Origin of the sequence: Paenibacillus sp. FSL R5-0470 (assembly GCF_037975205.1) — a bacterium.
Lineage (GTDB): Bacteria > Bacillota > Bacilli > Paenibacillales > Paenibacillaceae > Paenibacillus_AQ.
The window spans coordinates 3,449,148-3,469,259 of sequence record NZ_CP150238.1; the positions used below are offsets into that span (position 1 = coordinate 3,449,148).

Genomic DNA, 20,112 nt, shown 5'->3' on the forward strand with positions numbered 1-20,112 from the left:
CGAACGACACTATCCTGTATAAAATGAAGCAGTGATTTAGTAAATTAGTAAATGAGTAAATTAGTAAATAGGAGTGGTGCAATGAAAATACCAACAACGTTTAAACATAATCCTGTTGTCATGTTGGAGAGTTTTGAGAAGGTGCAAAAAATAGTAAAGGATATGGGGAATTAAAATGTTTTCTAATCGTTATGTTCGAACAATTATCCTCTCCCGTGTGTTATTGCAGCTCGGAATATGGATCCGGAATTATGCCGTCCTTCTTTATGTATCTGAATTGACGAATAATAATCCGGTAGATGTATCTCTGATATCGGTTGCCGAATTTGCACCGATCTTTCTTTTTGGTCTTATTGGTGGGACCTTTGCCGACCGATGGCGGCCGAAGAGAACCATGGTATGGAGCGATTTGTTATCTGGCTTGTCCGTCGGGGTGGTGCTGATTGCGGTCATGAATGGCGAATGGATTGCGCTTCTTATCGGATCTTTTGTATCTGCCAGCTTATCTCAATTTTCTCAGCCTTCGGCGATGAAACTGTACAAGAGACATGTGCCAGCTGAACAGCTGCAAGGCGTTATGGCGATGTCCCAAACCCTTGTCGCTGTCTTTACGGTTTTGGGACCCGTTATTGGTACGTTTATTTTTATTAAGTTTGGAATTCACGTATCTCTGATCCTGACAGCCGTTATGTTTCTGGGCTCTTCGCTTATATTGTCTTCCCTTCCTCGGGATGAAGAAGAACCGAAGTCAGGTAAAGCCAGCGGCTTCATCAAAGAGTTAACGGCTGGCTTGCGTTACATCGGATCGAGTAAACCCTTAAGAACACTTAGTTTAACTTTCTCGGTGGTGGGATTGGCATCAGGACTAACTCAGCCGCTTCAGATTTTTCTTGTCATCGAGAATTTAGGTAAGGACAAACAATTTCTTCAGTGGCTTGTGATGGCTAGTGGGGCAGCCATGTTAGTAGGCGGAGCTGCAATAATCGGGATAGCCAAAAAAGTAAGGCCACAGCTATTGCTTTTGATAGGCTTACTCGTCAATGCCGTCTGTACGGTTGGAATGGGAGCTTCTAAGCAAATTTGGCTGACGATTATTTTCTTGGTGATCAGTGGTTTGTTTTACCCTTGCATTCAAGGAGGGATTCAGACACTTCTTGTGCGAAATACCGAAGGGGCCTTTATTGGCCGAGTTTCAGGAGCAATCATGCCTATTTTTATGGGAATGATGGTGGTTGGCATGTTCATTTCCGGCTATCTAAAGGATACGTTCTCCTTGATGGGCGTATTTATGGCGAGTGGTGTATTTGTGCTTATCGGTGCACTTTTTCTGCTTCCTATTGTGGTTAAGATAAGAAGTAATGTGGAGCTGGAATCGCTGGGAAAATGAAAATCCAACTACAATTTCCATGAATTTATTATCTAAGATAAGGAGAGAAAGATATGGATATGAATAAACGCAAAGAGCTGATCGAGGAGTACAAACAGATTAAGATTTATATGGGTGTTGCTCAAATCAAAAACCAAATCAACGGCAAAATATTTATCGACAGCTATCCTAATTTGAAAAACAAATGGCTTACCCTGCAAATGCAGTTGGATTCAGGGAGATTTGCAAATGCCCAGCTCCAGAAGGATTGGAAAGAATTCGGTGCGGATGCGTTCACTTATGAGGTACTAGAACAGAAGGAGATAGATAAGGTAACTGATATGCGCTGGGAACGGAAGAAAATCTTAAAGCCATGGTTAGAGAAGTTACAGCCCTACGGAGATAAAGGTTATAACAAACCACGAATTGACTAACGATGAAATCCAAGATAAGATGAAACCGTCGTTTAGTAAATTAGTAAAATAGTAACTGGAAGGAAGAAAAAAACATGAAAATACCTACAACTTTAAAACATAAGCCTGTTGTCGTATCGGAGAATTATGAGAAGGTTGACGGCCGAATGGCTGGAAACACAGATGCGAAAGGTCTTTCCTTAGGATTGGCGCAGTGGAATGATCGAGGAAAGGTCGATATTTCTGCTAAGGTATGGAGATATACCGGGGAAAAATGGTCCAGACAATCAGAGGAACTGCCTCTTCATCGCGTGCTTGATTTGTCCATTCTAATTTGCCGGTCGTTAGAACATTTCCGCGAAGCGTATCGATATGAGAATTTATATGACCCGGAGCAGCCCGTCATCGACAGAGTTGGCTTGCAAGGGGATGCGATGACTGTAGCGGTATGTACAGATAATGAGCGAATTAATGAAGATATTAAGCTATTTAATCAAGCTCTTAGCGATGACGATGAAATGATCGGTGAGCGTCTGAGCACGTTATCCAAAATATTAAAGGATATGGGATATTAAACAGTGAGTGGTAGTCAAACAGGGCAAAAAAGCCTTCGTGACTGCCACTTTTTATTATAATCAGCATATATACTGCCAGAACAAAAAGTAAGTCATAAAAAACAAATGATAGCTGTAGTCAATTTTCCTCTGCGACGAATAGCAGGCTTTAAATCAGAGGTATTAGTTCTTGGAGGTGTACCGAAACAGGTAGACGTCATTCTATTGAAGTGGTTTTATGTTGATTAACGCAAAGAGGAGTTGTTGTGATTCCAAAGCCTGTCCGGGAAGAAAGCCTGTTCTTTTCACATTGAGATCCTGTAATGGTAAAAGCGTTAAGTACTAAGAAGCTGGATATCTAATTTTTCTTACGATTTTGTTGGTTTTGATAAAAGATGGGTTAACCATAATTAAGGGGTTAACCCATCTTTTATTTATAAGAACACCCTTAGCCTTGTACAGTTCATTCTATTTTGGAGGTTTAAGAATAAAGGCAGCTAAAATTTGTGAATTTCGCATTATAATCTTGGTCTTCTCCAGTGGCGTACAAACCAATAAGCACACCTGTGAACCCTCCGGCTATTTCAGAGGATAGATATTTGGTTTGCGCAGCTCCGAGTAAGATCTCAGTACCATCTACCTGGATATAAAAGTGATAATGTGTTGGACTGCTTTTGATAATTAATGAAGCATGGTTGCACTGACTTATATTTTTTGTTTTTTCAATGGATTTGATATCTCCGATATTCAGCCGTTCGATAATCTCATAACCCTCTGGATGTTTACGCAAGGCCAAGTCATAATGGTGATTTTCGTCCATGTAAAGTGTAATTCCGGCTTCACCATTCGTAAGGCTGACTTCGCATGAAATAATCGCGTTAAAGTCTTTTTGACGAATACCAATAAATGTCGGGGTAGCCGGGATATCTAACGTTACAGCAGTTCCTTTAAGCTTTATTTTATCAGCTTCTAACCTATAATTTTCTGTAACCGGGTGACGCAGGTAACACCAGTCCAAATTCCAATCTGTGTTCTCGAACGTAAAGACTCTTTTCTCCTGCTGAATGACTTTGTCCGCAATACGATCAGTCTCGAAACTTATAAGAGTGGTACCTTCATGACCTGCTGTAAACCATCCCTCCTCGCCAAAGGTAATCGGAGTTAGAAAAACCTCGCGCCCCAAATGGTGATAGGTAAGATACTGGCCAGTCTGCCGGAATCCAAGATGTAACAGCCACCAATCCCCCTCATGGTCTTGTACCAAATCTCCATGTCCAACTCCCTGAAGCTCGTAACCGCCTAAATTTCGATTAGTCAATACGGGGTTATGCGGGTAGGCTTCGAATGGACCAGTAGGAGAATTGCCCCTTGCATAAGTAACCATATGCCCATATTCGGTTCCGCCCTCAGCTGCTAGCAGATAGTATTGTCCATTAATTTTGTATAAATGAGGACTCTCCAAATAACGCCCACCGGATCCTTGCCAGATTGAACGGCTTGGCGACAGCTTCTGCCCGGTTTCAATTTCAATTTCACATTGGACTATACCATTAACTCCGTAATCGTCTGTCCCATTACTCATGAAATATGTTTTGCCGTCTTCAAAATACAAATCTGGATCAATACCGCCTTGATTTACATTAATCGGATCAGACCATTCGCCGTAAATATTGTCAGTCCAGACATAGAAGTTCTGGCGCAAAGTGTCATTAGTGGTCGTCATGTAGAATCGTCCATTATTGTACCGCAGGGTGGGGGCGAATACACCACCGGAGCTGTCCACAATATCCAGTTGAATCTGGTTCTTTCGGGTTAAGCAATGACCGATTTGGGTCCAATTAATTAAATCTTTACTTTCAAAAATCGGAACACTGGGAAAATATTGAAAGGAACTGCAAACCAAATAATAAGTGTCTTCAACTTTACATGCACTGGGATCAGGATAAAACCCTTTGATGACCGGATTATTGTATTTCATTTCTCCACCTCATTAATAAATTCATATAAATAAGAATTCAATATATTTAACTACTAAGAAAATTAAACACTATTGCTTATAGGTTTTCAATGAATCAGGGTTGAAGATATACGTTATATTTATTAAATTAATATATATGTAATTTCAATAAGCACAGGTCAGGTGATTATGATGATGATCAAAGCAAACGGCGAAGCAAAATTCATGGCGTTATATGAAGCGCTGGCAAGCGAAGTCAGATGGAGGATTATGAGCCTTATTGCTGATAATGAAATGAATGTGAAGGAGATTGCGGCTAAGTTAGAGCTTAGCCCTTCCATAGTCACTATGCATATCCGAAAGCTCGAACAAGCTGGACTTACAGGAAGCCACAGGGTACGCCTAAACGGAGGAACGCACAAAATGTGTTTCCTTAAACAAAAAAGAGTTGAAATCGAACTCCCCACTGCCACTCAAACCCCGAGGATCAGAGAGCAGACCATTTCAGTGGGTCATTATACCTCATTTGATGTCCATCCTACATGTGGTCTTGGGACACAAGAGAAAGAAATTGGGGTTTGGGACGATCCCCGATATTTTCTCGATCCCGAGCGGGTCAACGCTGGCATTTTGTGGTTTGGGAGAGGTTACGTAGAGTACAAAACGCCTAACTACTTACTTGCCGGTCAAATGCCCGAGGCCATCGAGATTTCAATGGAAATTGCTTCTGAAGCGCCAGGCTTGAGAGATCATTGGCCTTCGGATATTGAGTTCTTTTTTAACGGTGTAAAGCTTGGAACTTGGACCAGTCCAGCAGACTTTGGAAGAGCGACACGAGGCATATATACTCCGGATTGGTGGCATCGGAATGTAAATCAATACGGGTTATTGAAGACGATCCGCATTGACACTTCTGGCACATTTATTGATGAAGAAAGGATGTCGGACATTACTGTCGCAGATATTTTGCTACGGGAACAATTCTGGACGCTTCGGTTCGCAGTTGACGAGAAGGCTGTTAATGTTGGTGGTTTGACACTTTATGGGGCTGGATTCGGTAACCATGACCAAGATATTTTAATTCGTGTGTACCTAGGAACAATGACCTAATGAAGCCGGATATTTCAGTTATAGTTGTTTTCTCCATCCAGTTTATCAGCTGGAACTGGTAAACTATCCATATATTGAAGAAGTTGAGAGGAGAGATATTCTGAATTATAACGAGGTTATTAAAATCGCTGATACACACTTACTTCCATTAGTGATGGAATTGTACGGATTGGAAGGTTATGAAATCAGGCTTATCAATGCACATAAAGGAGGACGGAATATCGCATATAACTGTGATAAAGCTGATTCTGAAGCAAAAATAATCAGAATTGCCTTCTTAAGTGACAGAAGCCGAGAAGATATTTTGGGTGAAGTGGAATATATCAGGTATTTGTACGAGCATGGCGGCAGTGTTTCGAATGTAGTCAACTCCCAGAAGGGGAACCTGTTGGAAACGATCACTCTTAATAATCATACCTTTTTTGTCTGCTTGTTTGAAAAGGCCAAGGGGAGCATGCTCGTGGAAAATCATTATCGGTATCGGGAAGGCGTTCCTATTACTGAATACTATTATAACTGCGGCAAAGTCCTTGGGAAAATGCATCACTTATCGAAGGGATATACGCCTGTCCATTCTCGGTATAATTTTTTTGATAAATACAATGCCGATTATATAGATAAGCTAATACCTGACTCGTTATCTCTGCTGTAGGAGAAGCTGGTAGATCTCCTTACAACCTTAGAAGGGATGGACAGGAATCACGAGTCTTTTGGGATGGTACATTTTGATTACTGCGATGGGAATTATATGATCGATTTTGATACAGGGCAAATAACTGTTTTTGATTTCGATAATTCCTGCTTTTGTTGGTATATGTATGACCTGGCAAATCTCTGGACACTTGGAGTGGGCTGGATACAATTTGAACAAGACGTCTTTAAACGCAAAAAGTTTATGGATGATTATTTTAAAACAGTGCTTGAGGGCTACAGATCCGAGACCAGGATCGAAGATTCGATGTTAGACACATTGCCATTATTTATCCAAGTAACCCTCATGGAAAACATTGTTGATGCATTCGAGGTAACGCGGAACAATGGTGAAGAGCCGGAATGCGATGAAGAGCTGTCATATCGTATAAAATGTCTAGAAGACGATATCCCATATGTAGGATTTTTCCATGAATTTTACTCATGTGATGAACCCTTTGAGTATGAGGAACGAGATATTTAGGAAGATGGTGTTTTTGATATGCTGCGGATAATTTCATAGTAGACTCTAATAAGCAGGAGTTGGAGTAAAATGACTTACGAAAAACCGGAATTGACCATGAGTGAAATTGAAAAAGTACTGTGGAATCATCTTGGACAGGGAGCGGCTGAGATTACACCGTTGTCTGGCGGCAACATTAGCAACGTGTTTTCATTTATTTTAGAAGGAAAAGACTATGTTGTGAAATTCAGCGATTTGGAACGAGCATATGAGACCGAACAATTTGTATCCAATTTGATACTCGATCAAGATATTCCTTTCCCAAAATGTTTGGGGTTAGGGAGGACTAATCAGTTAACCTATTTGATCATGGAGCGAATGGAAGGTCGCAATCTATCCGATTTTACAGCAGAGGAACAAACCCGTCTGATGCCAGAAATTATCGGCATTTTAACAAGATTGGCCGAAACGGATATTGGTGGAACTAACGGGTATGGTTGGATCCGACCAGATGGTAATGGCTCCTATTCATCTTGGAAAGACTTCGTCATTGCCGTAAATGCGGAAGATCAGACGGGGACATTCTGGGAGAATTGGCATGAACTCTTCCGCACGTCTTGCTTGGAGAGAGAAGTATACGAAGAAATCTATAGTCGTTTGATGACATACGTACCCTATAATGAATTTAATAGAAGCTTTATACACGGAGATTTTCAACAGTGGAATATTTTGTCCAACGGAACACGGATTTCCGGAATTATTGATGGAAATTGCATGTATGGCGATTCTCTCATAGACCTTGCGATTCTCGACAAGCATATGCCTTGGTGTGATGTCATTAACGCGTATCAAAACTATCAAGAGAAAGCTAGAATAGTGACCCCGAATTTTGAGGAGCGGCTAATCGGCGCCTATTATTTTAAGGGACTCGATGGACTTCGTTTCTATGCTAAGATGGGCTGGACAGATGCTTATCAGGACACACGGCATTTTCTTTTAAACCTGAAAGCTTAATAACAGAACGCTTTACATTTGAATGGATACAAGGTAAACACTTCAGTATAAATTGATTTCATGTAAGATGACCAAATCATATACATATACTAGCCGCATAGTTGCGGCTTTTTGTATATAAATATCAAATTTCTAATTCCTACTAGGATTATTGATCCTAGTAATGATGCTTGTTATAGAGCTTCAGGCTTACAATCTGTAATATTTGCACCTGGACTTGTCATTAATCCACTATCTACACCTTTGTCCAACTTGATAAAATGTAAGCGCAATCATAAAATTATCGATTGGAGGAGTACGGCATGAAAAAGATTGGTGCAGGTTTTATATTCTTATTTGTGATGTTCGTAGCATTATCCACTACTGCGTTCGCTAAACAGCCTTATTCATCCTACTGGTTTCCAGAGCAATTGCTTCAGTGGAGTCCTGCATCCGACCCGGATGCGGTATTCAACCGAAGTACAATTCCGCTGCAAGACCGCTTTGTGACAGATGGAGTCAATGCTCATGCGACAAAAGCGCCAAAAGTTATGGCTTTATCAGCACTGAACTCGGGAACAAGTGGTGTGCCATCACAGGGATCAGACAAATTTGGAGCTAATACGTTTACTTATTGGCAATATGTTGACAAGCTGGTCTATTGGGGCGGATCTGCCGGGGAAGGAATTATCGTACCACCAAGCGCTGATACGATCGACGCAGCACATAAAAATGGCGTACCGATCGTCGGAACAGTGTTCTTCCCACCAACTGTTTATGGAGGGAAATTTGAATGGGTGAAGCAAATGCTTCAGCAGAACAGCGACGGTTCCTTTCCTGCCGCAGATAAGCTGATCCAGGTTGCGAAGTATTACGGATTTGACGGCTGGTTTATTAACCAGGAGACTGAGGGTGGAACACCAGCTGATGCCCAGAAAATGAAAGCTTTCCTAAGTTATCTAGAATCGCACAAATCTGCATCTATGCAAATCGTATGGTACGACTCCATGACCAAGGAGGGCAGTATCAGTTGGCAAAATGCGCTAAATGACAAGAATGCAATGTTCCTGCAAGACAATAATAAGAAAATAACAGACAATATGTTCCTGAACTTTTGGTGGAAAGATCTTAAAAGCTCGGCAGAGAAGGCCAAAAGTTTAGATAGAAGTCCGTATGACCTGTATGCAGGGATAGATGTTGAAGCCAAGGGCTACGATACGAATGTGAACTGGAATCTGCTGTTTCCGGATGGTCAACCTGCCGTCACTTCCCTTGGTATCTACCGTCCAGACTGGGCTTTCAACAGCGCAGAAAGCATGGAGGATTTCTTCGCACGCGAGAACAAATTCTGGGTGGGGCCAAACGGGAATCCGGGTAACACCGTGAGCGATCAGGCCTGGAAAGGAATCGCGAACAATGTGGTAGAATCATCCCCTGTAAATAAGCTACCTTTCATCACAAATTTCAATACAGGAAGCGGGCAGAAATATTATGTCCGAGGGCAGCAGGTACGAGATAAGGGATGGAATAACCGGAGCCTGCAGGATATCCTGCCAACATGGCGCTGGATCGCAGACAGCAAAGGAACTTCACTTACTCCAGAACTCGATTGGTCCGATGCGTATTACGGCGGCAGTTCACTGAAGGTTTCAGGTGATCTGAGCCATAACAATGCAACACATCTGAAGCTCTACAAGACAGACCTTAAAATCGAAGCAAGCACAAAGCTATCGGTTACTTATAAAACACTGAACAAGCCAAGCTTGAAGGTAGGTCTTGCTTTTGCAGACCAACCAGACCAATTAATCTTTCTTAATGTGAAGGATAAGACAGCACCAGACTGGACTACCGAAACTTTGAATTTGACCCCATACAAAGGGAAACGAATCGTAGCAGTATCACTTTATTTTGATACCAAGGATACAATTAGTAATTATAGTATTCAAATTGGCCAGCTCTCCATCCAAAATACCAACGACCCGGTTAAAACGCTACCAGCGGTTCGCGAACTGAAGGCTACTCAATCCGATTTCCGCGATGGAATTTATGGAGATGCTAGATTGGAGTGGAAACCACTTGACCAGCAGGTGAAGCAATACGAAATCTATCGAGTACTGCCAGATGGCAGTGAGGTGTTATTGGGCGCAACGCCAAATCATGTGTTTTACGTTCCTGAGATGAGAAGAATAGACAAAGAAACACTCACAGCATTAAAGGTCGTTGCAATCAATGGGAGATACGAGCAAGGTCAGGCCTCCAGCGTGAAGATCAGCTGGCCAGCTTATCCGAAGCCGATTGCAGAGTTCAAGGCAGATCGGACCTTGGTAGCTCCAGGTGAGAGCGTAAACTTCACCGACCTGTCGACCGAAGTGACAGAAGAATGGTCATGGAGCTTCGAAAGCGGTAGCCCAGCTGTCAGCACATCGAAAAACCCGGTTGTAACGTTCAATCAGGAGGGCATATATAACGTATCACTAACTGCAACCAACAGTTCGGGCCAAGACACAATTATGAAAAAGGCGCTCATTACAGTGAGTAAGGAAGCTGGTGCGGTGAAAAATTTAGCACTTGGAAAACCTGCAACAGCCGATCATGCATGCGGAGACAAGGAAGGCGCACCAAACGCAGTTGACGGTAAAGTGACGGATAATAGCAAATGGTGTGCACTTGGAAATCTGCCTCATTGGCTACAAGTCGATCTAGGAGCCGAGCATCAAATCAGCACTTTTATCATCAAGCATGCTCAGAGTGGAGGAGAATGGTCCGGGTTTAATACAAGCGATTATACCATTCAGGTGAGTAACGACGGAACGAACTGGACGGATGTTGTAAACGTGCAAGGAAACTCGGCAGCTGAGTCGACAGACGCGATTGCTTTGGTGAAAGCTCGCTATGTAAAATTAATAACTCTTAAGCCAACCCAAGGAGCCGATACAGCAGCACGAATTTATGAGTTTGAAGTCTATGGGTTGTAGTTCGGTTCGAACCATGGTTTTTGAATAACAAATAATAGCGGGAAACACAAAAAAAGAACCTGAATAGCCTTCAGGTTCTTTTATATTGCATATAAAAAGACACGATGATATAATCGGATCACGACTATAAAAAATATAAAGGCATAGTTAATACATCTTATATTATTAATATACCATGCAGCCAAAATCTTGTCAAATTTTTTTCTCATTTTAATGGTTAGGAGAGATTTTGTATGCATTCATTGGTTCTTGGTTTTCAGGAAATAGAAACCACACAGCTTTTGCTCGTGGGCGGAAAAGGGTTGAATTTAGGGCGATTATCAACTATCGAAGGAATAAAAGTACCAGAAGGATTTTGTGTTACAACAGTGGGCTACCAAAAAACCATCGAAAAGAACGAAAAGTATCATATTTTATTGGATCAACTATCCATATTAAACGTAGACGATCGAGAGCAAATTGGTGAAATCAGTAAGAAGCTTCGACAACTCCTTATGGAAGTAGAAATTCCTTCAGATGTTGTGACAGCAGTTACTCACTATCTCTCCCAATTTGGTGAAGAACAGGCTTATGCAGTACGCTCTAGTGCAACTGCTGAAGATTTACCACATGCCTCATTTGCCGGTCAACAGGACACCTATTTAAATATCATCGGAAGAGAAGCAATCATGCAGCATATCAGCAAATGTTGGGCATCTCTATTTACGGATCGCGCGGTAATCTACCGCATGCAAAATGGATTTAACCACAGACAGATATATTTATCTGTTATCGTGCAAAAGATGGTTTCCCCTCAGGCTTCAGGGATTTTATTCACAGCGGATCCGATGACTTCTAATCGAAAGCTGCTATCTATTAATGCCAGTTTTGGGCTTGGCGAAGCTCTGGTCTCTGGCTTGGTATCTGCCGATTGTTATAAAGTACAGGAAGAGGAAATCGTCGATATGATGATAGCAACCAAAAAATTGGCTATCTATGGATTAAAAGAAGGTGGAACAGAGACCCTGAAAATCGATCTCGATCAGCAAAAGACTCAAACCCTTTCCGAACAACAAATTTTACAACTGGCACGCATAGGTAGAGAGATTGAAGCTTATTTTGGTTGTCCACAAGATATCGAATGGTGTTTGGATCATGATACTTTTTATATTGTTCAAAGCCGGCCAATCACTACTTTATACCCGATCCCTGAAGTAAATGATCAAGAAAATCACGTTTACGTATCTGTCGGTCATCAACAAATGATGACGGATCCCATGAAACCACTAGGATTGTCTTTTTACCTGTTAATCACTCCTGCACCCATGCGTAAGGCCGGTGGAAGGTTGTTTGTTGATGTTACACATATGCTGGCTTCACCTGTCAGCAGAGAAAATTTCATAAATACCCTTGGGAAATCCGATCCGCTCATAAAAGACGCATTTATGACCCTAATAGAACGAGAATATATAAAATCGTTACCAGATGATAGAAAAGAACTGAGTCCCGTTAATAGCAGTAAAGATAGTTCGTCAGAAGGTTTTCAAGCATTAATCGAAAATGATCCGGCAATCGTTTCTGATTTGATTAAGAACAGTCAAACGTCGATAGAAGAATTAAGACAAAACATCCGAACGAAATCAGGAGCAGATCTATTTGATTTTATTCTTGAAGATCTCCAGCAATTAAAGAAGTTCTTATCTGACCCACAAAGTACAAAGGTTTTTATGACTGCTATGAACGCTTCGTCATGGATTAATGAAAAAATGTACGAGTGGTTAGGTGAAAAAAACGCAGCAGATATGCTTTCTCAATCTGTACCAAACAACATTACCTCAGAAATGGGTCTGGCGCTTTTGGATGTTGCAGATGTGATTCGTCCTTACCCGGAAATAGTTGATTATTTAAAACATGTAAAAGATGATGTTTTTTTGGATAAACTGGTTAAGTTTGATGGTGGACAAGCAACTCAAGACGCAATCTATGCTTATCTCAACAAATTCGGAATGCGATGTGCCGGTGAAATCGATATTTCGAGAACTCGTTGGAGTGAAAAACCGATTACACTTGTCCCCATGATTCTCAGTAATATCAAAAACTTTGAGCCTAATGCTGGCAATCGAAAATTTGAGCAAGGCCGACAGGAGGCTTTAGAAAAAGAACAAGAGTTATTAGATCGATTGAAGCAATTACCGGATGGAGAACTAAAAGCTGAAGAGACAAAACGAGTAATCAGTTTTATCCGGAATTATATCGGTTACCGTGAATATCCAAAATACGGAATGATTAACCGCTACTTCATTTATAAGCAGGCTTTGCTGAAAGAAGCCGAACAACTTGTACAAGCTAGCGTTATTCATGAAAAAGAAGATATATTCTATCTCACTTTTGAAGAACTTCACGAAGTCGTACGCACAAATAAACTGGATGATCAGATCATCAGTAAACGAAAAGACGATTACAATTTTTTTGAAAAACTTACTCCGCCACGTGTAATCACATCTGATGGTGAAATTATTACAGGTGAATACAAACGAGAAAATCTGCCAGACAAAGCGATTATAGGTCTCCCTGTTTCTACCGTAGTAATAGAGGGACGAGCTCGTGTTATCTTAAACATGGAAGAGGCAGATCTGGAAGATGGCGATATATTAGTCACCGCCTTTACTGACCCTGGCTGGACATCATTGTTTGTATCTATTAAAGGCCTGGTCACCGAAGTTGGTGGACTGATGACCCATGGAGCCGTTATCGCTCGTGAATATGGCTTGCCAGCAGTTGTCGGAGTGGAAAATGCCACCAAGCTGATAAAAGACGGGCAACGAATTCGTGTGAATGGAACAGAAGGTTATATTGAAATATTGTAGAGGTATTTAAAAATAAAAATAATTATCGATGTTCTCTTTCGCTGGTCTGAAATTCGGTTTAATGTAGGAAAAGAAAGTAAATAATATGGGGATATGGACAACCTCCGGAAACAAAGCCAACTTATAGTTGCAAAAGGGGAGTTCGAATTAATATTCCTTGACGCGAATATTCTTAACGAGGTATATTGTAAAAGCAATAAATTATCCCGACTAAGAAGGAGAGTATAACTTATGATTAATAAAATTGGACAAATTATGTTATATGTAAATAACCAAGAGGAATCTAAAAAATTCTGGACAGAAAAGCTAGGATTTGAGGTGATTTTAGACGAAACAAATGGCCCTATGAGATTTATCGAGCTTGCTCCGAAAGGTGCAGCGACTAGCATTGTTCTTCATAATAAAGAGTTGGTTGCCCAAATGAATCCTGAAATGAATCTCGGAACACCTTCTTTAATGTTCTTTTCGGATAATTTTGATCAATTGAATCGAGAGTTGAAGGACAAAAATGTTACGGTTGGAGATATTGTAGAAATTCCCGGTGGAAGAGTATTCAATTTCGCAGACGGTGAAAATAACTACTTTGCGGTAATGGAAAAAGGACAATAAAATTGAGTGAACATGCAATAAGGCTATAGTTAAATACATTACGTCAGCAGCTAATCAAAATGATTAGCTGCTTTTTCATACCCATAATGACCGTTATAAACTTCAAAATCTTACTTGTTAAGTCAAGAATATCATGTTATTCTGCAAAAAGAGGAGATGATCAGATGTTTGAAAAGGGGGCGTTCCAACCCGTTCAAGCCACTAAGTTAGTGGACGATGTTGTTAATCAAATACAACAAAAAATTTCAACAGGAACAATCCTGCCAGGAGACAAATTACCTCCAGAACCTGAATTAATGCAATTATTTAATGTAGGGCGATCAACGATAAGAGAAGCAGTCCGTGTGTTAGTTCATGCTGGTTTATTGGAGAAAAAGCAGGGTTTTGGAACTTACTTAAAATCCAGTCCTATTATTCAAGAACCACTTACCCATCGTTTACTTCGTGCAGAATTGATTGAGGTCTTTGAAGCTCGAAAAATGATTGAATTAGAAATCGCAAGATTAGCAGCTCTACGGCATGATGACACTGACTTATTCAACATGCGAAAACATTTGGATACAAGAGATATGGCTCTAAAGCAGAATGATCGTGAACTGTATGCCAAATCGGATATAGAATTCCACATGGCTGTAGCAATGGCAAGTAAAAACGCTGTAATCATTGACTTATATAGAACGTTTACTCATATTTTGTCAGATGCAATGAGTAAATTAAACCGTAATTATAGTTCCCATGATCCTCAATCCGATTACCATGAACAAGTATATGAATCTATTAAAAATGGGGATTCAGATCAAGCAGTACAATCGACGCTCAAAATTTTAAATGGAACACTTTCTGAGCTTTAAGTTCAATATAGACATTCATGTAGAGGAGGAATTTGGGCATGATTATATCACTCAAAAATGTATCATGGCAACGTGATACAACAATGATCTTACGCGATATGAATTGGGAAGTGAAACAAGGGCAACACTGGTGTATCGTCGGACTAAACGGTTCAGGCAAGACGACGATGCTGAACGTAGTAAACGGCTATATATGGCCGACGACTGGGCAAGTCGAAGTGCTAGACCACCGCTTTGGCGATGTGGATCTTAGAGAGTTACGGAAGCGAATCGGTTGGGTCAGCACCTCGCTGCAACAGAAGCTATACGGCCATCAGACTGCGCTGACCATCGTCCTCAGCGGAAAATTCGCAACTATCGGTTTATATGACAAGACGAATGAAGAGGATCAAAAGCAAGCCGAGGAGCTGATGGAATTTCTAGACTGCTCTTCCTTAGCCGCTCGTACATACGATACCTTGTCGCAAGGTCAGCGTCAGAAGGTCCTCATTGCACGCGCACTTATGGCCAATCCAGATCTATTGATCCTTGATGAGCCTTGCACTGGACTAGATATTTTTGCCCGAGAACAGCTGTTACAAATGATTGAGAAGATTACGAAGCAACCGAACGGACCAACTTTGCTGTATGTAACGCATCATATCGAGGAGATAACACCATGCTTTACACATACTTTGCTGGTGAAGAACGGAGAAATCTACAAAGGGGATGAGACAGAAAACTGCTTGCAGTCGGATGTGTTGAGCGATTTCTTTGATACCCCCGTAGAAGTTCAGGAGCATCACAATCGCAAGTGGCTTACACTTGCCGGTGATAAGTAGGATAAGCTGCCTAGCAATTGCTAGGCAGCTTTTGTTATCTTGAATGTTAGAAGCTAGTGTTCACTTCGAATAGAATTACTATATTGTCGGGGACTCATTCCTATCTTTTTTTTAAATATTTGGTGAAAAAATTTGAGATCAGCATATCCAACTGCAGCGGCTATTTCACTTACACTTCTATGACCTCCTGAAAGCATACGACATGCAGCATCCATTCGAATACTTTGCGTATAATCTGTAAAGCTCATTCCAGTCTGATGCTGAAAAAGGCGACTGAATTGCCGTTCGCTAAGGTTCGCTTTACTGGCGAGATCACTAAGTTTAAGCCCATTGGCATAGTTGTAATTTATAAATGCAATCGCATCATCCACTGCCATCCATTGCGGCTTATCCCCTGATGGCGCAACAATCTGCAATCGATGTCTAAACAAGCCTGTTAATATTTGTACGACTAGAGCATCGAGTACAGCTAGATATCCTGGCGGTTTTGCCGAGAATTCACGAAACAGTTCACGAAACATTATATGGTATGCGCCATTGACATCTTTCATAGAGTACCATAGCAATTGCATGTCTGTGAAAAATTCACAAATATCTGTAGCGTGAGGAAAGGTAGCCTGAAGTTCTGATAAATACTCTACTGGAAATAAACAGTTATAAACGATGAGCGGGCGGTCTTTCATCGGGGTCTTAGGTCGAAATACATGACTGCGTCCAATGGGGATAAAAAATAACGTACCGTGCTCGACAGGAACAGCCTCATCGTCAATGTAGTGAACGCCTGCTCCTTCACTGATATAAGTAATTTCGATAAACTCATGGGAATGCGCATTCAATTCGAACGTTTCGTAAGCCCTGTTCACATAAATTGGCACACCAGGCTCGAAAAAGCTATCTCCAGACATGACAAAAGTGCTGCGTCTGATACTCATAATCGTGCCCCCTTTCAAATTGCTAAGGCTAGACATATCGTACGAAACTAATGAATGAATGTCTAGATCCACCTATAAAAATGTCTGAAATACCCCCAATTCTAAATTCTCTCAACTCATACAATAGAAATAGCTGCCGGATCAAAGATCTATGAATACAGTTCAAAGTGTTCCGGCAGGTTACTGGATGAATATAGGAGGTTGATACAAATGTCCAATTTTGAAGTTACAAATCTTAAAGTGAACTATAGAAAGAATCCGTTGGGGATTGATGATTTACATCCGCGGCTTAGTTGGTGGATCAGCACAGAAATACGGGGATTTATCCAATCAGCCTATCAAGTTCAAGTCGCAAATGATCACAAATTCTTTTCAAAAATCATATGGGATTCTGAAAAGGTAGAGTCGGATAGCAATGTGCATATTGAATACGAAGGTCCCGCCTTACAATCCCGCACTCGGTATTACTTTAGGGTTCGAGCTTGGGACGATCATGGGATAGTTTCAGAATGGAGTGAACCTGTGTTCTGGGAAACGGCATTGTTATCGGTAGATGAGTGGCAGGCAAAATGGATATCAGCACCTCCGAATCACCAAGAGAATGGGGCTGATCCTTGCGACTATATTCGTACGGAATTTTCAATCCCTGATAATGTTGTATCAGCTCGTGTGTATGCAACGTCTCTTGGGATGTACCGCTTATATATAAACGGTAAACCAGCAGATAACACGTTATTTAACCCTGGCTGGACCAGTTATAATAAACGGCTTCAATATCAGACCTATGACGTGACTTCTTTGATTGCTGCTGGCAATAACGCTCTTGGTTGCATGGTGGGAAACGGGTGGTATAAAGGATATTTAGCTTGGGAAGGAAAGAAGAACATCTTTGGTGAGGATCGTGCTGTGCTTATCCAGCTACACGTCACATTATCTGATGGTTCGGAACAAATCATTGTATCGGATGACAACTGGCGTACTTCTACAGGTCCACTCTTGATGTCAGAATTGTATCATGGCGAAAGGTATGATGCGAGGCTCGAGGTAGAAGGTTGGTCTTCTCCCGGTTTTGAGGATGTAAAGTGGCAAAAGACTATTCTCAAGGACCGTCCAGAGACTTCATTGGTTGCTCAGGAAAACGAACCGACCAGGGTTATAGAAACCATCAAGCCTATTGCAGTCATTACTACACCTAAAGGCGAACACGTGCTGGATATGGGACAAAATATGGTTGGATGGGTAAGATTTACGGTTCATGCTGAAGCTGGAACGATAATTACTTTAGAACATGCTGAGGTGTTGGACCGCGAGGGGAATTTCTACATCGGAAATTTACGATCTGCAAAACAAACTGTTACTTATATATGCCATGGCGGGGAGGCAGAAACGTTTGAGCCCTATTTATCCTTCCAAGGATTCCGTTATGTAAAAGTGACTGGCATACCGCTAGATCAATTATTGGAACAATTCATCGGCTGCGTCATCCATACGGACTTGGAGCAAACGGGAAACTTCAACTGTTCAGATGTACTCTTGAATCAGCTTCAGCACAACATCTTATGGGGACAAAAGGGGAATTTTCTAGATATCCCGACAGATTGCCCTCAACGAGACGAAAGATTGGGATGGACGGGGGATGCTCAAGTTTTTATTCGCACGTCTGCCTACAACATGAATGTAGTTCCGTTCTTTGAAAAGTGGCTAAAGGATTTGGCCGCGGATCAAGAAGAGGACGGAAGAGTTCCGCATGTTGTTCCCGATGTGCCAGCGGCAGGATACGGCTCTGCTGCTTGGGGCGACGCTGCGGTGATTTGTCCTTGGACGCTTTATCAATGTTATGGGGACATTCGTGTGCTGAAAACGCAATATCCAAGTATGAAAGCATGGGTCGAGTATATTCGGGCGCAAGGTGAAGACGAATATCTATGGAATACAGGTTTTCACTTCGGAGATTGGTTAGGTCTGGATGCCAAAGAAAACAGCTACGTCGGAGCAACACCAAAAGAGTTGATCGCTACCGCGTTCTATGCTTATTCAACGGAATTGCTAGCTAAGACAGCGGCTGTCATTGGAAAACCCGAAGATGCCTTAAAATATGAAGCATTGCATGAGAAGATTATTCTGGCATTCCGCCAAGAGTTCGTAACACCAAATGGTCGGGTGGCCTCACCGACACAAACTGCGTATACACTTGCCCTTATGTTTGACTTATTAGAGGAAAAGGATCGTCATCGGACGGCTAAGATGCTAGCCGACCATATCGAAGAAAATGGAGTGCACCTAACGACCGGCTTTGTAGGGACTCCCTATCTGTGTCTAGTCCTCTCTAGATTTGGTTATACGGATGTAGCCTACCAATTGCTACTGCAGAAAGAGTATCCTTCCTGGTTATATTCTGTAATCCGAGGGGCTACAACCATTTGGGAACATTGGGATGGAATAAAACAGGACGGTTCGTTCTGGAGCGATGATATGAACTCCTATAACCATTATGCTTACGGTGCTATTGGAGATTGGCTCTATCGCACTGCCGGTGGCATCGAACTATTAGAAGCAGGCTATAAAAAAATACGGATCCAGCCGCAGATCGGGGAACATTTGACGTGGGTTGATGCTTCGCTTGAATCTGTCCATGGAACGATCAAGGTAACTTGGAAAAAACAGAACGAAGATTCAGTAGAAATGCAAGTGCTGATTCCATCCAATACAACAGCTGAGATTATTATTCCAACGATGAATCAGGACAGTATCTTGGAGTCTGGGACACCAATAGAACAAGTCATAGGTCTATCCAGTGTGGAACAAATGTCAGAAGGCCTTAAACTACTAGTTGGATCTGGTGACTATTACTTCAAGTTTCCGATGACTTAAACGTTAATAAGGAATGATCCGCCAAAGAGAAAATAAGTTGAGCCAATTCATCGCTTGATATAATGAAATTTTCTAATATCCATTCCTGTATAATTGCTAAGCTTCCATTAACCAAATAAGCGTAAGTAAAACGCTTCATATTTTCTGGAACGTCAAGCTGAAGGAAAGTGTCAATATTCATCAGTACTTCATTAAGCAAACGTTTTGAAAACAACTCGTTATCATTTGATTTGAGTAGCATGATGGCAAATAAATCATCATTCTTTTTGATGTAGTCTAAGAAGGTCAATATATAAGTGATGCCATTGTCATTAGCTTCGATTTTTTCTAGATATGCATTTGTGTTATCAATAATCTCCTGCTCAACATGTTCAAGCAGATCGTATGCATTTGCATAATGCAAATAAAAGGTAGAGCGATTGATGTCTGCTGAAGCGCATAATTCTTTAACGCTGATTTGGCTTATATTTTTTTCTTTGAGCAGACGAATCAAGCTTTGCTTCAGCAGCAATTTGGTTAACCGTTCACGTTGATTCATTGTTGATTCACCCCCTATAAAAATTTTTAAAAACTAATGGACAGAATATCTTCGACTGTCTATATTACATCAGTTTGATAATCAACTGGTGGTTGTGAAATAGACACTGTGTCTGTATTCTGA

The 20,112-nt window shown here is 41.3% G+C and carries 16 protein-coding genes and 1 pseudogene; 14 read left to right on the plus strand and 3 right to left on the minus strand.

All coding sequences use genetic code 11. From position 1 onward, the window contains the following. Window positions 1–175 precede the first annotated feature (175 nt). The 4 genes and pseudogenes from MKY99_RS15120 to MKY99_RS15135 form a co-directional block, all read left to right on the plus strand. On the plus strand, window positions 176–1,387 hold the full coding sequence (locus MKY99_RS15120) for an MFS transporter (protein WP_339264712.1): 1,212 nt from the start codon (window positions 176–178) through the stop codon (window positions 1,385–1,387). A gap of 53 nt (window positions 1,388–1,440) precedes the next feature. Then, window positions 1,441–1,800, plus strand: coding sequence for a GIY-YIG nuclease family protein (locus MKY99_RS15125; protein ID WP_042188371.1), 360 nt, complete (start codon window positions 1,441–1,443; stop codon window positions 1,798–1,800). Between the two features lie 74 nt (window positions 1,801–1,874). Continuing rightward, the gene (locus tag MKY99_RS15130) at window positions 1,875–2,354 is read left to right on the plus strand and encodes a DUF6530 family protein (RefSeq protein WP_042188373.1); all 480 of its coding nucleotides are present in this window, start codon (window positions 1,875–1,877) and stop codon (window positions 2,352–2,354) included. Between the two features lie 99 nt (window positions 2,355–2,453). After that, window positions 2,454–2,582, plus strand: a pseudogene (locus MKY99_RS15135) (hypothetical protein); the annotation flags it as partial. 232 nt (window positions 2,583–2,814) lie between these two features. Here MKY99_RS15135 and MKY99_RS15140 read toward each other — a convergent pair. Continuing rightward, on the minus strand, window positions 2,815–4,311 hold the full coding sequence (locus MKY99_RS15140; protein ID WP_339264715.1) for a glycoside hydrolase family 43 protein: 1,497 nt from the start codon (window positions 4,309–4,311) through the stop codon (window positions 2,815–2,817). A 174-nt stretch (window positions 4,312–4,485) separates the two neighbouring features. Here MKY99_RS15140 and MKY99_RS15145 point away from each other — a divergent pair, with 174 nt between their 5' ends. The 9 genes from MKY99_RS15145 to MKY99_RS15185 all read left to right on the plus strand — a co-directional run bounded on the left by MKY99_RS15145 (window position 4,486) and on the right by MKY99_RS15185 (window position 15,648). Then, window positions 4,486–5,400 carry an ArsR family transcriptional regulator gene (locus MKY99_RS15145; protein WP_339271655.1) on the plus strand — a complete coding sequence of 305 codons (915 nt, stop codon included), beginning with the start codon at window positions 4,486–4,488 and terminating at the stop codon, window positions 5,398–5,400. A gap of 151 nt (window positions 5,401–5,551) precedes the next feature. Beyond that, a complete protein-coding gene (locus MKY99_RS15150) occupies window positions 5,552–6,052 on the plus strand; it encodes a hypothetical protein (RefSeq protein ID WP_339264717.1) in 501 nt (166 codons plus the stop codon). A gap of 6 nt (window positions 6,053–6,058) precedes the next feature. Continuing rightward, on the plus strand, window positions 6,059–6,574 hold the full coding sequence (locus tag MKY99_RS15155) for a phosphotransferase (protein ID WP_339271657.1): 516 nt from the start codon (window positions 6,059–6,061) through the stop codon (window positions 6,572–6,574). A 69-nt stretch (window positions 6,575–6,643) separates the two neighbouring features. Beyond that, entirely contained in the window at window positions 6,644–7,567 is a 924-nt protein-coding gene (locus MKY99_RS15160; protein ID WP_339264719.1) for an aminoglycoside phosphotransferase family protein, read from the plus strand. Window positions 7,568–7,869: 302 nt separating this feature from the next. Beyond that, a complete protein-coding gene (locus tag MKY99_RS15165) occupies window positions 7,870–10,521 on the plus strand; it encodes a discoidin domain-containing protein (protein ID WP_339264721.1) in 2,652 nt (883 codons plus the stop codon). A 233-nt stretch (window positions 10,522–10,754) separates the two neighbouring features. After that, entirely contained in the window at window positions 10,755–13,367 is a 2,613-nt protein-coding gene (ppsA, locus tag MKY99_RS15170; RefSeq protein ID WP_339264723.1) for a phosphoenolpyruvate synthase, read from the plus strand. Between the two features lie 231 nt (window positions 13,368–13,598). Next, complete coding sequence (locus tag MKY99_RS15175) at window positions 13,599–13,976, plus strand: VOC family protein (protein WP_042188380.1); 378 nt, start codon at window positions 13,599–13,601, stop codon at window positions 13,974–13,976. A gap of 164 nt (window positions 13,977–14,140) precedes the next feature. Beyond that, window positions 14,141–14,827 (plus strand): FadR/GntR family transcriptional regulator, encoded by a 687-nt coding sequence (locus MKY99_RS15180; protein ID WP_339264726.1) that lies wholly within the window; start codon window positions 14,141–14,143, stop codon window positions 14,825–14,827. A 38-nt stretch (window positions 14,828–14,865) separates the two neighbouring features. Beyond that, window positions 14,866–15,648 (plus strand): ABC transporter ATP-binding protein, encoded by a 783-nt coding sequence (locus MKY99_RS15185; protein ID WP_149645671.1) that lies wholly within the window; start codon window positions 14,866–14,868, stop codon window positions 15,646–15,648. Window positions 15,649–15,701: 53 nt separating this feature from the next. Here MKY99_RS15185 and MKY99_RS15190 read toward each other — a convergent pair whose 3' ends face one another. Next, window positions 15,702–16,580 carry an AraC family transcriptional regulator gene (locus tag MKY99_RS15190; protein WP_339264729.1) on the minus strand — a complete coding sequence of 293 codons (879 nt, stop codon included), beginning with the start codon at window positions 16,578–16,580 and terminating at the stop codon, window positions 15,702–15,704. A gap of 210 nt (window positions 16,581–16,790) precedes the next feature. Here MKY99_RS15190 and MKY99_RS15195 point away from each other — a divergent pair, with 210 nt between their 5' ends. Further along, complete coding sequence (locus tag MKY99_RS15195) at window positions 16,791–19,451, plus strand: family 78 glycoside hydrolase catalytic domain (protein WP_339264731.1); 2,661 nt, start codon at window positions 16,791–16,793, stop codon at window positions 19,449–19,451. Here MKY99_RS15195 and MKY99_RS15200 read toward each other — a convergent pair. Further along, window positions 19,432–19,989 carry a TetR-like C-terminal domain-containing protein gene (locus tag MKY99_RS15200; protein WP_339264732.1) on the minus strand — a complete coding sequence of 186 codons (558 nt, stop codon included), beginning with the start codon at window positions 19,987–19,989 and terminating at the stop codon, window positions 19,432–19,434. The genes MKY99_RS15195 and MKY99_RS15200 overlap by 20 nt on opposite strands. Window positions 19,990–20,112 lie beyond the last annotated feature (123 nt).